This window comes from Streptomyces sp. NPDC015345, assembly GCF_043078805.1.
Lineage (GTDB): Bacteria > Actinomycetota > Actinomycetes > Streptomycetales > Streptomycetaceae > Streptomyces.
In genome coordinates, this window is sequence record NZ_JBIBTX010000001.1 from 348,163 (window position 1) to 363,090 (window position 14,928).

Genomic DNA, 14,928 nt, shown 5'->3' on the forward strand with positions numbered 1-14,928 from the left:
TTATCAGTCCAGCCAGACATAGCCCGCGAGACGACCGGTCGTGCGGTCGCGGCGGTACGAGAAGTGGTCACCGGATTCCAGCGTGCACACCGGCGAGTGCTCCCGGTCGTGCACCCCGAGCCGCTCCAGCTGGGCGTGCACCCCGGCGGTCACATCGACCGCCGGCGTACCCCAGCTCGTCTCGGCGTACGCCGTGGGCTCGACGGCGGCGACATCGGCGCGCATCGCCTCGGGTACTTCGTAACAACGCCCGCAGACGGCGGGCCCGGTGCGGGCGACGATGCGCCCGGGGTCGGCGCCGAGTTCCACCATGGCTTCGACGGCGGCCGGCACGACGCCCGCCACCATGCCCGGGCGCCCGGCGTGCGCCGCGGCCGCGACCTTGGCGACCGGATCGGCGAGCAGGACCGGCGTGCAGTCGGCGGTCAGAACCGCGAGGGCGAGGCCCCTGCGGGCGGTCACCACCGCGTCGACGGCCGGGATCTCGGCCTCGGATCCCCAGGGCCCGTCGACCACGGCGACATCGCGGCCGTGCACCTGGTTCATCCAGACGACCCGGCCCGGGTCGACGCCGAGGGACTTGGCGGCCAGCGTCCGGTTCTCCCGCACCGCCTCGGCCTCGTCGCCGACCGCGCCGCCGAGATTGAGCTCTTCGTACGGAACGGCGCTCACCCCGCCCCACCTGTCGGTGAAGGCGAAGTGCGCGCCGCTCGCGGTGCTGTGCTTGCTTATCACTTCGAGAAGTCCGATATCACTTCAGGAAGTCCGGCACGTCCAGCTCTTCGGCCTGGCTGTCCTGGTACGGACGGGCCGGCGGGACCTGCGGCGGGGTCACCGGCGTGGCCGGGGCCTCGCTCGCCGGGGCCGCTTCCGCGGGCTCCGGGGCCGGGGGCTCCTCGCGCGGGGTGACGCTCCCGAGTCCGCCGAAGGCCGGGCGGGACGATTCCGCGGGACGCGGGGCCGCGGACGGCGCCGGCTCCTCGCGCTTGGCGGTCGTGGAGGCCGAGCCAAGGACGTTGTCCCGCTTGGACGGTGGCTGACCGCCGTCGAAGCCCGCCGCGATGACGGTGACCCTGACCTCGTCGCCGAGCGCGTCGTCGATGACCGCGCCGAAGATGATGTTGGCCTCGGGGTGTGCGGCCTCGCTGACCAGTTGGGCCGCTTCGTTGATCTCGAAGAGGCCGAGGTCCGAGCCACCGGAGATGGAGAGCAGCACCCCGCGGGCGCCGTCGATGGACGCCTCCAGGAGCGGCGAGGAGATCGCCATCTCGGCGGCGGCCACCGCGCGGTCGTCGCCGCGGGCCGAGCCGATGCCCATGAGTGCCGAACCGGCCTCGGACATGACCGACTTGACGTCGGCGAAGTCGAGGTTGATCAGGCCGGGCGTGGTGATGAGGTCGGTGATGCCCTGGACACCGGAGAGCAGGACCTGGTCCGCCGACTTGAAGGCGTCGAGGACCGAGACCTGGCGGTCCGAGATGGACAGCAGTCGGTCGTTGGGGATGACGATGAGGGTGTCGACCTCTTCGCGCAGCTCCGCGATGCCGTCCTCGGCCTGGTTGGCGCGGCGGCGGCCCTCGAAGGTGAACGGCCGGGTGACCACGCCGATGGTGAGGGCGCCGAGCGAGCGCGCGATGTTGGCGACGACGGGTGCGCCGCCGGTGCCGGTGCCACCGCCTTCGCCGGCGGTGACGAAGACCATGTCGGCCCCCTTGAGGACCTCCTCGATCTCCTCGCGGTGGTCCTCTGCGGCCTTGCGGCCGACGGCCGGGTTGGCGCCGGCGCCGAGGCCGCGGGTCAGTTCCCGGCCGACGTCGAGCTTGACGTCGGCGTCGCTCATCAACAGGGCTTGCGCGTCGGTGTTGATGGCGATGAACTCGACGCCCTTGAGACCGACCTCGATCATCCGGTTGATGGCATTGACACCACCGCCGCCGACACCGATGACTTTGATGACTGCGAGGTAGTTCTGCGGTGCTGCCACGTCGAAGGCCTCTCGCCTCGAGTTACGTGTCGCCGTTTCGCATCGATGCGATGCGGCGACTGATGCCGAATGGGACGGTCCGAACGCCGACCCGAACCCTAACGCTGAAGTTTAGGGTTACCAGTGTGTCTGTTCCCTGGACTCTTCCGAACAGGACACTAAGTCGACAAGTGGCGCACGTTCAACGAACACGCCGAACCTCCCGTTTTTCTTTTCACCCTATGTGATCAGCCGTAGCGATGCCGAACCAGGGTGCTGGCCTGCGGCGATACGCGTCAACTCCCTGATGACGCAGGGGCGGTGGGGGCGCTCACATCGAAGTGCCGCGCCTTGGGGGTCGCTTTCATCAGCGCGGTGAGGGTAGTGGCTTTCGTACGCCCCTTCTCGCCACTGCCCCAGACGACCGCACGGCCGCCGCTCAACTCCAGCGAGATGGAGTCGTACGAACGGACCTTGACCTTCCGGGTATCGCGGGCGACGGCTCCGGGCAGGTCACCGACGACCCGCACCGCTTCGCGCAGCAGCCGGTCGGTGCCGAACCGGCGCAGGCTCGCGGCGTCGTTCTTGTGATCCGGCGTCAATTCGAGCCGTGGCACGGCCGTGGGCGCGTGCTCGACCGTGGCGAATCGCACTCCCTCGGCGTCCACTTCGATGAACTTTCCGCCCTTTTCGAGGACGAGAACCGGCTTGCGTTCCGTCACTTCGAGTGCGATTTCGTGCGGCCAGGACCGTACGACCTCAACCGAGTCAATTCGGGGCAATTTCGAGCGGAGACGCTCCTCAAGGGCGTCCGTATCGACCGAAACCAGTGGTTCCCCGACGGGGGCGTCCGCCGCGCCGATCACCTCTCGGGGCGTCAGCACGCGGGTACCCGACGCCTTCACCTGCTCCAGGCGCGCCCACTGCGAGCCGTAGAGGGCCCAGATGCCCCCGGCCGCCAGGAGCACGGCGAGGGCCAGGGCCAGGACCAGGGTGCGGGGACGGGCCGGACGGAACCGGCGGGCGCGCTGCGGGCGGGGCGGGCCGGACTTCTGCTGCTGCCGTTCGGCGGTGGTCGGTCCGGCCACGGTCCCCTGCCTTCTCACGCGTTACGGCGTGCCGCAATCGCCTCGTACACCATGCCGACCAGAAGCTCGTCGGCGTCCCGCCGGCCGAACTCCGAGGCGGCGCGGGACATCTCGTACAGCCGGTGCGGATCGGCCAGCACGGGCAGGACATTGCCCTGGACCCACTCGGGCGTCAGCTCCGCGTCGTCGACCAGCAGTCCACCGCCGGCCTTGACCACCGGCTGGGCGTTGAGCCGCTGTTCGCCGTTGCCGATCGGCAGCGGTACGTACGCGGCGGGGAGCCCGACGGCGGAGAGTTCGGCGACGGTCATCGCGCCCGCGCGGCAGAGCATCATGTCGGCCGCGGCGTACGCGAGGTCCATCCGGTCCACGTACGGTACCGGGATGTATGGGGGCATCCCCGGCATCTGCTGCACATGCGGCAATTCGTTCTTCGGGCCCACCGCGTGCAGGATCTGGATGCCCGCGCGCTGGAGCACCGGCGCGACCTGCTGGACGACCTCGTTGAGCCGCCGGGCGCCCTGTGAGCCACCGGAGACCAGCAGGGTCGGCAGGTTGGGGTCGAGGCCGAAGGCGGCGCGCGCCTCCGGGCGGACCCGGGCCCGGTCGAGCGTGGCGATCGTGTGGCGCAGCGGGATGCCGATGTAGCGGGAGTTGCGCAGCTTGCTGTCGGGGGTGGCGACAGCCACCCCGTGGGCGTACCGCGAACCGATCTTGTTGGCGAGCCCGGGCCGCGCGTTGGCCTCGTGCACGACGATCGGCGTCCCGGTCCGCTTGGCCGCGAGGTAGCCGGGCAGGGCGACATAGCCGCCGAAGCCGACGACGCAGTCCGCCTTCGTCCGCTCCAGGATCTGCTCGGCCGCCTTGATGGTGCCCCGCAGCCTTCCTGGGACGGTGATCAGTTCAGGGGTGGGCTTGCGCGGCAGCGGGACGGCCGGGATCAGCGCGAGTTCGTAGCCCCGCTCGGGTACGAGTCGGGTCTCGAGTCCACGCTCCGTGCCCAGGGCCGTGATGCCCACGGTCGGGTCCTGCCTCCGCAGGGCGTCCGCGAGGGCGAGCGCGGGCTCGATGTGGCCGGCGGTCCCCCCACCGGCGAGTACGACATGCACCGAAATTCACCGCTCTCCGGACGGACGCGCCTTGGCGCGCCGTCGCATCGTGTTCCATCTCACCCGAGGTTGCCGCATGGCCAGGGCCGCCTTCGCAGCGGGGTCCGATCGCGCGAAGGCGATGAGGAGCCCGATGGCGAACATGGTCGGCAACAGCGCCGAACCCCCGTAGGAGAACAGCGGGAGCGGGACACCGGCGATCGGCAGCAGACCGAGCACCGCACCGACGTTGATCACGGCCTGGGCCGTGATCCAGGTGGTCACGCCTCCCGCGGCATACCTCACGAAGGGGTCCTCCGTGCGTCCGGCCACGCGGATACCCGCATAGCCTAGAGCCGCGAACAGGGCGAGCACCGACAGTGTCCCCGCCAGACCGAGTTCCTCCCCGGTGATGGCGAAGATGAAGTCGGTGTGTGGTTCGGGCAGTTGACCCCATTTTTCCACACTCGCGCCCAGGCCGGAACCGAAGAATCCGCCGGAGGCAAGGGCATAAATGCCATGTACCGCCTGCCAGCACTGGTCGCCGGGCCCGGGATCGGTGGCGCCGATGCAGGCGAGCCTGGCCATCCGGTTGGGGCTCGTCTTGATGAGAATCACACCGATCAGCGCCGCGACGCCGAGCACCCCCGCGAACAGCCGGGTCGGTGCGCCCGCGAGCCACAACAGGCCGAAAAGAATCGCGGTGAGAATGATCGCGGTGCCCATGTCGCCGCCGAGCATGATGAGCCCGAGCAGCATGAAGGCGACCGGGACGAGCGGCACCAGCATGTGCTTCCACTGGGTCAGCAGCCGCTTGTCGTGCTTGCGCGCGAGCAGGTCGGCACCCCACAGCACGAGGGCGAGCTTGCCGAACTCACTGGGCTGGAGCTGGAACGGGCCGCCCAGATAGATCCAGTTCTGGTTGCCGTTGACGCTGCGCCCTATCCCCGGGATCTGTACGAGGACCATCAGGAAGACGGTCACCGCGAGCATCGGATACGCCAGCGCCCGGTGGAGCTTGATGGGCATCCGCATGGCGAGCAGCAGCAGGATCGTACCGAGCACGGCGGCGACGAACTGCTTGCGGAAGAAGTACGAGGCGGGCAGGTCCAGCTGGAGCGCCTGGATCATCGACGCGGAGTAGACCATCACCAGGCCGAGCACGGTGATCAGCAGGCTGCTGCCGAAGATCAGGTAATAGGCGGTCAGCGGGCGGTCCCAGGCCCGGCGGACCCTGTTGACGAGCCGCCGGGGCCCGCTCTCGCCCGGAGGGTGGGAGGCACCTCTGGCGCGTACCGGAGCCGGACGTCTGGCGACCCGCACGGATGACCTGGCCACATTCCCCTCCCAAGGGTGTGCCCGGCGCCGACCGGGCATGAGACCCGGTCAGGCGCGCGCGGAGCCGAGTTCGCGGACGGCGTCCGCGAACGCTTCACCACGCTTGTTGTAGTTGGTGAACATGTCCATCGACGCACAGGCCGGAGCCATCAGCACGGTGTCCCCCGGCTGAGCCAGCTCCGCCGCCCGCCGTACCGCCTCGGACATCGCCCCAGTGTCGGTCCGGTCGAGGTCGACGACCGGGACCTCGGGGGCGTGTCGCGCCAGGGCTTCGCGGATCAGGGCGCGGTCGGCGCCGATCAGGACGACACCGCGCAGCCGCTTCGCCGCGCCCGTGACGAGTTCGTCGAAGGTGGCGCCCTTGGCGAGGCCGCCCGCGATCCACACGATCGACTCGTACGCCGCCAACGACGCCTGTGCGGCGTGGGTGTTGGTGGCCTTGGAGTCGTCGACGTAGGCGACCTGCGCGACATCGGCGACGTGTTCGATGCGGTGGGCGTCCGGACGGAAGGCGCGCAGGCCGTCGCGTACGGCCGTCGCCTGGACGCCGAAGGCGCGGGCGAGGGCCGCGGCGGCCAGCGCGTTGGCGATGTTGTGCGGCGCGGGCGGGCGGACGTCGGAGATCTCGGCGAGCTCCTGGGCCTGCTTCTGGCGGTCCGGCACGAAGGCACGGTCGACCAGGATGCCGTCCACCACGCCCAGTTGCGAGGGTGCGGGCGCGTTCAACGTGAAGCCGATGGCCCGGCAGCCCTCTTCGACGTCGGCCTCGCGGACCAGGTCCTCGGTCGCCTTGTCCGCGACGTTGTAGACGCAGGCGATGAGATTGCCCTCGTAGATACGCCCCTTGTCGGCGGCGTACGCCTCCATGGAGCCGTGCCAGTCGAGGTGGTCGGGCGCGAGGTTGAGGACGGCCGCGGAGTGGGCGCGCAGCGAGGGCGCCCAGTGCAGCTGGTACGAGGACAGCTCGACGGCGAGCACGTCGTACGCGTCGTCGCCTTCGAGGACGACGTCCACGATCGGGGTGCCGATGTTGCCGACGGCGGCCGTGCGCAGGCCCGCGGCTTCGAGGATCGAGGCGAGCATCTGCGTGGTCGTCGTCTTGCCGTTGGTGCCCGTGATGGCGAGCCAGGGCGCCGCGTCCGGGCCGCGCAGCCGCCAGGCGACCTCGACGTCCCCGATGACGTCCACGCCCGCCTCGGCGGCCGCGGCGAACAGCGGTGACGACGGCTTCCAGCCCGGCGAGGTGACCACCAGGTCGGTGCCCTCGGGCAGCGTCTCGGCGTCGCCCAGGCGTACGGAGATGCCCTCGCCCCGGAGCGGGGCGGCACGCTCCTCGTGCGCCGAGCCCGAGCCGCCGTCCACGACGGTCACCGACGCGCCGAGGCCGGCCAGGGCGCGGGCGGCGCTGATGCCGCTCACGCCGAGACCGGCGACGGTGATGTTCCTGCCCTGCCAGTCGGAGGCGAAGGTCACTTTTCGGCTGCCCATCCCGCGTAGAAGAGACCGAGGCCGACGATCACGCACATGCCCTGGATGATCCAGAAGCGGACCACCACAAGGACCTCGGACCACCCCTTGAGTTCGAAGTGGTGCTGGAGTGGCGCCATCCGGAAGACGCGCTTGCCGGTCAGCTTGAACGAGCCGACCTGGATGACGACCGACATGGTGATCATCACGAAGAGGCCGCCGAGCAGCGCGAGGAGCAGCTCCGTGCGGGAACAGATCGCGAGGCCCGCGAGCGCGCCACCGAGGGCGAGCGAGCCGGTGTCACCCATGAAGATCTTGGCGGGCGAGGTGTTCCACCACAGGAAGCCGAAGCAGGCGCCCATCAGCGCGGAGGCCACGACGGCGAGGTCGAGCGGGTCCCTGACCTCGAAGCACGCCTGGGGGTTGGTCAGCGTCGTCGCGTTGGCGCAGGACTCCTGGTACTGCCAGACGCCGATGAAGGTGTAGGCACCGAAGACCATCACGGAGGCGCCGGTGGCGAGGCCGTCCAGACCGTCGGTGAGGTTCACGCCGTTCGACATGGCGAGGATCATGAACAGCGCCCAGACCACGAACAGGACCGGGCCGATCGACCAGCCGAAGTCCGTGACGAACGACAGCTTGGTGGAGGCCGGGGTCTGGTTGCGGTTGTCCGGCCAGTTCAGCGCGAGCACGGCGAAGCCGATGCCGACGATCAGCTGGCCGGCCATCTTCGCCTTGGCGCGCAGACCGAGCGACCGCTGCTTGACGATCTTGATGTAGTCGTCGAGGAAGCCGACGAGGCCCATGCCCGCCATCAGGAAGAGCACCAGCAGGCCGGAGAGCGTGGTCTCCGTACCCGTGATGATCTTCGTGAGGAAGTACGCGATGAGCGTGGCCAGGATGAAGGCGATACCACCCATGGTCGGCGTACCGCGCTTGCTGTGGTGCTCGCGCGGGCCGTCGTCCCGGATGAACTGGCCATAGCCCTTGCGGGCCAGGAGCTTGATCAGCAGCGGGGTGCCGACCAGGGTCAGGAAGAGCCCGATCACGCCCGCGAAGAGGATCTGCCTCATCGGCCGGAGACCTGCCCCTCAGAAGACACCGCGGCGTCGTCGAGCAGCGCCGTGGCGACCCGCTCGAGACCGACCGACCTGGACGCCTTCACCAGCACGACGTCTCCCGGGCGCAGCTCGCTGCGCAGCAGGTCGATCGCCGCCTGTGCGTCGGACACGTGCACCGACTCCTCACCCCACGAACCCTCGTTGTATGCGCCCAGTTGGAGCCAGGACGCTTCCCTGCCCCCGACTGCCACGAGCTTGCTCACGTTGAGCCGGACGGCAAGGCGTCCGACCGCGTCGTGCTCGGTGAGACTGTCGTCCCCCAGCTCGGCCATCTGACCGAGCACCGCCCACGTACGACGCCCCTTGCCCATGGCCACGAGCGCGCGCAGAGCGGCTCGCATGGACTCGGGGTTCGCGTTGTAGGCGTCGTTGACGACCGTCACACCGTCCGGGCGCTCGGTGACCTCCATACGCCAGCGGGACAGCGTGCCCGCCTCGGAGAGCGCGAGGGCGATCTCGTCGACGGACATGCCCAGCTCATGGGCGACGGCGGCCGCGGCAAGCGCGTTCGACACGTGGTGCTCACCGTACAGCCGCAAGGTCACGTCGCTGCACCCGGAGGGTGTGTGCAGCGTAAAAGCAGGCTGTCCGTTCTCCGTGAGTCGGACATTCTCGGCGCGTACGTCGGCGTCCTCGGCCTCTCCGAAGAGGATCACGCGCGCCTTGGTGCGCGACGCCATGGCGCGGACGAGGGGGTCGTCGGCGTTGAGGACGGCAGCGCCGTCCGCAGGCAGCGCCTCGACCAGCTCACCCTTCGCTTGTGCGATCTGCTCGCGCCCGCCGAACTCGCCGATGTGGGCGGTGCCGACGTTCAGGACGAGGCCGATCTTCGGCGGCGTGAGTCCGGTGAGGTAGCGAATATGGCCGATTCCGCGCGCTCCCATCTCCAGGACGAGGAAGCGCGTCTCGTCCGTGGCGCTGAGCGCGGTCAGCGGCAGGCCGATCTCGTTGTTGAGGGAGCCCGGCGTGAAGACCGTGGGCGCGTGGCGCCGCAGCACCTGCGCGAGCAGGTCCTTGGAGCTGGTCTTGCCGACCGAGCCGGTCAGGGCGACCAGGGTCGCGCCGAGCCGCTCCACGACGTGGCGGGCGAGGGCGCCGAGCGCCGCCTGTACGTCGTCGACGACGATGGCGGGCACGCCGACCGGCCGCGAGGCGAGGACGGCCGCGGCGCCTGCCGCGACGACGTCCGCCGCGTAGTCGTGGCCGTCGGCGCGCTCGCCGACGAAGGCGACGAAGAGGCTGCCGGGCTCCACCTCACGGGAGTCCCGGACGACGGGTCCGGTGACCTGGACGGCCGGATCCGGTATGTCGTACGTCTGCCCGCCGACGACGCTGGCGATCTCGGCGAGGGAGAGGGCGATCACAACTTCATCCCTGGGTTTGCTGGATAGCTTCGCGAAGCACCTGGCGGTCGTCGAAGGGACGCACCACCCCGGCGATGTCCTGCCCCTGCTCGTGGCCCTTGCCCGCGACCAGGACGGTGTCGCCCGGTCGCGCGCGGACGACGGCCGCGCGGATGGCGGCGGCGCGGTCCTCGAACACGGCGACGTCGCCGCGCTCGTGGATCGGCACCTCGGCGGCGCCGGCGAGCATCGTGGCGAGGATCGCGAGGGGGTCCTCGCCACGGGGGTTGTCGGAGGTCAGTACGGCGGTGTCGGCGAGGCGGGCCGCGGCCGCGCCCATCGGCATCCGCTTGGTCCTGTCGCGGTCGCCGCCGCAGCCGAGCACGATGTGCAGCTTGCCCTCGGTGACCTTGCGCAGGGCGCGCAGGACCGATTCGACGGCGTCCGTCTTGTGGGCGTAGTCGACGACCGCGAGGTAGGGCTGGCCCGCGTCGACGCGCTCCAGGCGGCCGGGCACGCCGGGCACCGCGGCGACACCGTCGGCGGCCTGCTGCGGGTCGATGCCCGCGACGGCCAGCGAGACGATCGCGGCGAGGGTGTTGGCGACGTTGAAGGGACCGGCCAGCGGCGACTTCGCCGTGATGCGCTCGCCCTTGGGGCCGACCACGACGAACGTCGAGTCCAGCGGACCGACCACGACGTCCTCGGCGCGCCAGTCGGCGTCGGGGTGTCCCTCGGCGGAGAACGTGGTGACGGGCACCTCGGACTCGGTGACGAGCCGACGCCCGTACTCGTCGTCGAAGTTGACCACGCCGAGCCGCGAGCGCCGCTTGGTGAACAGCTGCGCCTTGGCCTGGAAGTAGTCCTCCATGTCGGAGTGGAACTCCATGTGCTCCGGGCTCAGGTTGTTGAAGACGGCGACGTCGAAGACGCAGCCGTCCACGCGCCCGAGCACCAGGGCGTGGCTGGAGACCTCCATGGCGACCGCCTCGACGCCGCGCTCGCGCATCACCGCGAACAGCGCCTGGAGGTCGGTGGCTTCGGGGGTCGTACGCTCCGACTTGATGCGCGTCTCGCCGATGCGCATCTCGACGGTGCCGATGAGCCCGGTCGCGCGCAGGCCCTTGAGGCCGCCCTCGACGAGGTACGCGGTCGTCGTCTTGCCGGAGGTGCCGGTGATGCCGATCTGGAGGAGGTCGCGGCCGGGGTGGCCGTAGACCGTCGCCGCGAGTTCGCCCATCCGGCCGCGCGGGCTGTCGACGACCAGGACCGGCAGGCCGGTCGCGGCCGCGCGTTCGGCGCCGGTCGGGTCCGTGAGGATCGCCGCGGCGCCGAGGTCGGCGGCCTGCGCCACGAAGTCGGCGCCGTGCATACGGGCGCCGGGCAGCGCGGCGTAGATGTCACCGGGGCGGACCGCGCGGGAGTCGTGCGTGATGCCCGTGATCTGCGCGGCGCCCTCGACGGCGACGCCCAGCTGGCCCGCCAGGTCCGTCAAGGAGGTCGCGGAGACCTGGTCCGGCCGCGGCGGTCCCGGGTAGGTCACGGGAGCGCCCTTCTGGGTGGTTTGGGACTGATCAGCGTGTGGCACGGCGGTGAGCGTACCGGGCGCACCCCACTCGGGGCGAAGTGAGGGGCGTGGCGGGGGGTGGTTCCCGGGGTCGGGAGTGATCGTTGTCACGGGCGGTTCCTGGTCGGGTCCTAGGGCTCGAAGGTGACGGGAAGGCGGGCCGGACCGCTCCCCGTGGGCGGGACTTGGAGCGTCTTGAGGGCGAACTCCATGACTTCCTTGTAGATGGGCCCGCAGATCTGGCCGCCGAAGTAGCTGCCCTTGGTGGCGTTCTGGATCGCGCAGTAGACCGTGACGCGCGGCTTGTCGGCCGGCGCGAAGCCCGCGAAGGACGAGGTGTAGCCCTTGTAGCGGCCGGTCGCGGGGTCGACCCGGTTGGCCGTACCGGTCTTGCCCGCGACGCGGTAGCCGGGGATGCGGGCCTTGGTGCCGGTGCCCTCTTCGTCGTCGACGACGGACTCCAGCATCTGCGACACCGTCTTGGCGGTCCTGTCGCTCACCACCCGCGTCTTCTTCGGCTTCGGCGCGGGCGTGAAGCGGCCGTCGGGCCCCTTCGTACCGCGCACGAGCGTGGGCTCGACGCGTACGCCGCCGTTGGCGATCGTCGAGTAGACCGAGGCCGCCTGCATCGCGTTGATGGAGACGCCCTGGCCGAACGGGATCGTGAACTGCTGCGAGGTCGACCACTTGGCGGGGGGCGCGAGGATGCCGGAGGTCTCGCCGGGGAAGCCCAGGCCGCTCTCCTTGCCGAGGCCGAACTTGCGCAGGTAGGAGTAGAGGACCTCGTTGGCCTGCTCCTGCGTCTTGCCCAGCTGGCCGGTGGCGAGGATGGTGCCGATGTTGGAGGACTTGGCGAGCACTCCGTTGAGCGTCAGGTGCCAGGTCGGGTGGTCGATGTCGTCCTGGAAGAGGCGGTCGCCGCGGTGCAGCCGGTTGGGCACCGTCACCCGGGTGCCGGGCGTGGCGACGTTCTCCTCCAGGACCGCCGCCATGGACATGACCTTGGCGGTGGAGCCGGGCTCGAAGGCGTCCTGGAGCGCGGCGTTGCCGAGCGCCGCGCCGTTGGCCTGCGTGAGGTCGTTCGGGTCAAAGCCGGGGGCGTTGGCCATCGCGAGGACCTCGCCGGTCCGCGTGTCCTGCACTATCACGTAGCCGCGGTCGGCCTTGGACTTCCTGACCTGCTCCGTGATGGCGTTCTGCGCGGCCCACTGGATGTCGCGGTCGATGGTGAGCTCGATGTCGGAGCCGGGCACGGCGGGCGTCTCCGTGGAGCCCGCGGTCGGCACCTGCCTGCCGCCGGACTGGGCGTAGCGGATCTTGCCGTCCTCGCCCGCCAGCTGCTTGTCGAGCTGCCGCTCCAGGCCGCCGCCGCCCTTGCCGTTGGAGCTGACCCAGCCCAGTATCCCGGCGGCCAGATCGTGGTTGGGGTAGACCCGCTTGCTGCTCGGGTCCGCGAGGACGCCGGCCAGGACGTTCGGGGAGCCCGGGTCGGTGCCCGCCTTCTCGGCGAGCGCGCCGCGCAGGTCCTTGATCTGCTTCCACACCTTCGGGGTCTGGCGGCGGGCGAGCAGGACGTAGCGGGTGTCGGGCGTCTTGAGCTTCTTGGTGAGCTCGGCGACGCTCTTGTCGAGGATGGGGGCCAGGAGCGCCGCCGCCTGCTCGGGCGCGTCCTTGGTCTTCATCTCCTTCGGCGTGAACAGCGTGGGGTCCGCCGTGATGTCGTACGCGTCCACGCTGGCGGCCAGTTCGACGCCGGCGCGGTCGGTGATGCGTCCGCGCTCGGCCGCCAGGGTGTGCGTGAAGTAGCGGTTTTTCTCCGCCTTGGCCGTGTACACGCTCGCGTCGACGGCCTGCACCTGGAGGAGCCGCACGACGAAGGCCAGCATCACCAGCGTCAGGCCCAGGCTGACCATGCGCAGGCGTGGGCGGGGGCTGCCGAGGCGGATGGTGCGGGGCTTGGCCTTGGTGCCGGGGCGGCGGGCGGCGGGGCGCCCTGCGGATGCCGGGCGCCGGGGCGCGCCGGGGCGTGCGGGCCGCGATGGCCCTGGCACCCGACGCCGCGGGGGTTCCCTGTCGGACACTTAACGTCACCTGCCGGAGGTCGTCGGGGGGCCGGGCTGCGGGGGCCGGGGGGTCGTGGGGGGCACGGTCGCGGGTGGCCCAGCTGCGGGTGGCGCGGCCGCGGGTGCCGGGGCGGAGGCGGCGGGCGGGGCCGAAGCCGGGGGCGGGGCGGAGATCGGCACGGAGGCCGCCGGGGGCGCCATCTCCTGCGGACGCAGCGCCGAGGGCCGGGCCGCGGCGGCGCCGGGCACACCGCGCACGGTGCCGTCGGGGTTCAGGAAGGCCGGGTCGCCGCCGGGGACCATGCCGAGCTTGTCGGCGCGCCGCTGGAGGGCGTCGGGCGCGGCATAGCCGTCCACGTCGCGCTGGAGCTCCTGCTTCTCCTCGGTGAGGTCCTTCGTCTGCCGCTTGAGCTCACTCACCTGGAACGAGCCTTCGTTGAGCGAGGAGTTCAGGATGAGCAGCATGATCAGGCCACCGCCGAGGAGCAGCACGACCAGGAGGACGAAGGGCGTGCGCGCGGCCTGGTTCTGGCCCTGCGGGAGCAGTTTCGCGAGGCGGGCGGCCCTCCCCCGCAGCTCGGGCTTCTTGCTCATGGAGCCTCCTCGCGTAACTCAGCTCAGCGGACGGTGCTCACGTGCCCTTCGGCCGGCCGGACCTCAGCTCACGTCCTCGCGGACGCGCTCGGCGCCCCGCAGCCGCGCCGGGGCGGCCCTGCGGTTCTCGGCGACCTCTTCCTCGGTGGGCAGTTCGGCGCCGCGGGTCAGAAGCTTCAGGCGCGGCTGGTAGCGCTCGGGGACCACGGGCAGTCCGGGCGGCGCCGTGTTCGCGGCACCGGCCGCGAACACCTGCTTGACCAGGCGGTCTTCCAGCGAGTGATACGACAGGACGGCGATCCGGCCGCCGACGGCGAGCGCCTTCACGGCTGCCGGGATCGCCCGCTCCAGGACGCTCAGTTCGCCGTTGACCTCGATGCGCAGGGCCTGGAAGGTGCGCTTGGCGGGGTTGCCACCGGTGCGCTTGGCGGCCTGCGGCAGGGAGTCGCGGATGAGCTCCACGAGCCGCGCGCTGTTGCTGAACGGCTCCTTCTCGCGCTCGCGCACGACGGCGCTGACGATGCGCTTGGCCTGCTTCTCCTCGCCGTACTGGCGCAGGATCCGCACCAGTTCGCCGGGCGCGTACGTGTTGAGGACCTCGGCGGCGCTGATGCCGGTCGTCTGGTCCATGCGCATGTCCAGGGGCGCGTCCTGGGCGTACGCGAACCCTCGGTCCGCCTCGTCGAGTTGCATGGAGGAGACGCCGAGGTCGAAGAGGACGCCCTGTACGCGCGGGATGTCCAGGCGGTCGAGCACCTCGGGGAGTTCGTCGTAGACGGCGTGCACCAGGGTGGCCCGGTCGCCGTAGGGGGCGAGCCGTTCGCCGGACAGGCGCAGTGCTTCCTTGTCGCGGTCCAGGGCGACGAGGCGCGCCGCGGGGAAGGTGGCCAGGAGGGCCTCGCTGTGGCCGCCGAGGCCGAGGGTGCAGTCGACGACGACCGCGCCCGGTTCGGCGAGGGCGGGGGCCAACATGTCCAGGCACCGCTGGAGCATCACCGGGACGTGTCGGCTGTTGTCGGTCAAGGGGCCCTCTCAGGTCCGGCGCGGCGTCCGTACGCACTGCCGGGTCCCCGCCCGCTCCGTGAAGGGGAATGGTCCGCCGGCGCCGGGGAAGTGGCGTCAGCCGACCGGGAGCGGGAGGAGGCCGAGCCGTACGTACGCGCCGCGCACGTGGGGATTCTCAAGAATCTCCGGGATGTGCGGTCCAGCGGGGAGCAGGTCACGTCTCCCGCTTCGCGTCACTTTAGTCCACGGTGTCTTCCGGTCAATCAACCGGCCTGCGCGTCGCGGACCGGT

General features: G+C 70.9%; 12 protein-coding genes. All 12 read right to left on the reverse strand.

What is annotated here, in order from left to right; genetic code table 11:
• Positions 1-3: 3 nt before the first annotated feature.
• The 12 genes from pgeF to rsmH all read right to left on the reverse strand — a co-directional run bounded on the left by pgeF (position 4) and on the right by rsmH (position 14,655).
• Entirely contained in the window at positions 4-735 is a 732-nt protein-coding gene (gene pgeF / locus ACF062_RS01650; RefSeq protein WP_392134314.1) for a peptidoglycan editing factor PgeF, read from the reverse strand.
• A 16-nt stretch (positions 736-751) separates the two neighbouring features.
• The gene (ftsZ, locus tag ACF062_RS01655) at positions 752-1,984 is read right to left on the reverse strand and encodes a cell division protein FtsZ (protein ID WP_223774122.1); all 1,233 of its coding nucleotides are present in this window, start codon (positions 1,982-1,984) and stop codon (positions 752-754) included.
• Between the two features lie 275 nt (positions 1,985-2,259).
• Positions 2,260-3,051 (reverse strand): cell division protein FtsQ/DivIB, encoded by a 792-nt coding sequence (locus ACF062_RS01660; RefSeq protein WP_392134317.1) that lies wholly within the window; start codon positions 3,049-3,051, stop codon positions 2,260-2,262.
• Between the two features lie 14 nt (positions 3,052-3,065).
• Positions 3,066-4,160, reverse strand: a complete 1,095-nt coding sequence (gene murG / locus ACF062_RS01665; protein ID WP_223774124.1) for an undecaprenyldiphospho-muramoylpentapeptide beta-N-acetylglucosaminyltransferase — start codon at positions 4,158-4,160, stop codon at positions 3,066-3,068.
• Between the two features lie 6 nt (positions 4,161-4,166).
• On the reverse strand, positions 4,167-5,516 hold the full coding sequence (ftsW, locus tag ACF062_RS01670) for a putative lipid II flippase FtsW (protein ID WP_392134320.1): 1,350 nt from the start codon (positions 5,514-5,516) through the stop codon (positions 4,167-4,169).
• Between the two features lie 9 nt (positions 5,517-5,525).
• The gene (murD, locus tag ACF062_RS01675; RefSeq protein ID WP_392134323.1) at positions 5,526-6,965 is read right to left on the reverse strand and encodes a UDP-N-acetylmuramoyl-L-alanine--D-glutamate ligase; all 1,440 of its coding nucleotides are present in this window, start codon (positions 6,963-6,965) and stop codon (positions 5,526-5,528) included.
• Positions 6,947-8,017 carry a phospho-N-acetylmuramoyl-pentapeptide-transferase gene (gene mraY / locus ACF062_RS01680; RefSeq protein ID WP_030783859.1) on the reverse strand — a complete coding sequence of 357 codons (1,071 nt, stop codon included), beginning with the start codon at positions 8,015-8,017 and terminating at the stop codon, positions 6,947-6,949. The genes murD and mraY overlap by 19 nt, the downstream gene beginning before the upstream one ends.
• Positions 8,014-9,429, reverse strand: a complete 1,416-nt coding sequence (murF, locus tag ACF062_RS01685; protein ID WP_392134326.1) for a UDP-N-acetylmuramoyl-tripeptide--D-alanyl-D-alanine ligase — start codon at positions 9,427-9,429, stop codon at positions 8,014-8,016. Before murF ends, mraY begins: the two co-directional genes overlap by 4 nt.
• Positions 9,430-9,433: 4 nt before the next feature.
• Positions 9,434-11,086, reverse strand: coding sequence for a UDP-N-acetylmuramoyl-L-alanyl-D-glutamate--2,6-diaminopimelate ligase (locus ACF062_RS01690; RefSeq protein WP_223774128.1), 1,653 nt, complete (start codon positions 11,084-11,086; stop codon positions 9,434-9,436).
• Positions 11,087-11,106: 20 nt separating this feature from the next.
• Positions 11,107-13,056: a peptidoglycan D,D-transpeptidase FtsI family protein gene (locus ACF062_RS01695; RefSeq protein ID WP_392134328.1), complete on the reverse strand. Its 1,950-nt coding sequence runs from the start codon at positions 13,054-13,056 to the stop codon at positions 11,107-11,109.
• A 6-nt stretch (positions 13,057-13,062) separates the two neighbouring features.
• On the reverse strand, positions 13,063-13,632 hold the full coding sequence (locus tag ACF062_RS01700) for a septum formation initiator family protein (protein WP_392134331.1): 570 nt from the start codon (positions 13,630-13,632) through the stop codon (positions 13,063-13,065).
• 63 nt (positions 13,633-13,695) lie between these two features.
• Positions 13,696-14,655: a 16S rRNA (cytosine(1402)-N(4))-methyltransferase RsmH gene (gene rsmH, locus ACF062_RS01705; protein WP_223774129.1), complete on the reverse strand. Its 960-nt coding sequence runs from the start codon at positions 14,653-14,655 to the stop codon at positions 13,696-13,698.
• Positions 14,656-14,928: the final 273 nt, after the last annotated feature.

What these genes read in the sequence shown, in the direction of transcription:
- ftsW (WP_392134320.1), bottom strand. Translation starts at nt 5,516, where the DNA reads ATGCCCGGTCGGCGCCGGGCACACCCTTGGGAGGGGAATGTGGCCAGG.
- murD (WP_392134323.1), bottom strand. Translation starts at nt 6,965, where the DNA reads ATGGGCAGCCGAAAAGTGACCTTCGCCTCCGACTGGCAGGGCAGGAAC.
- mraY (WP_030783859.1), bottom strand. Translation starts at nt 8,017, where the DNA reads ATGAGGCAGATCCTCTTCGCGGGCGTGATCGGGCTCTTCCTGACCCTG.
- ACF062_RS01700 (WP_392134331.1), bottom strand. Translation starts at nt 13,632, where the DNA reads ATGAGCAAGAAGCCCGAGCTGCGGGGGAGGGCCGCCCGCCTCGCGAAA.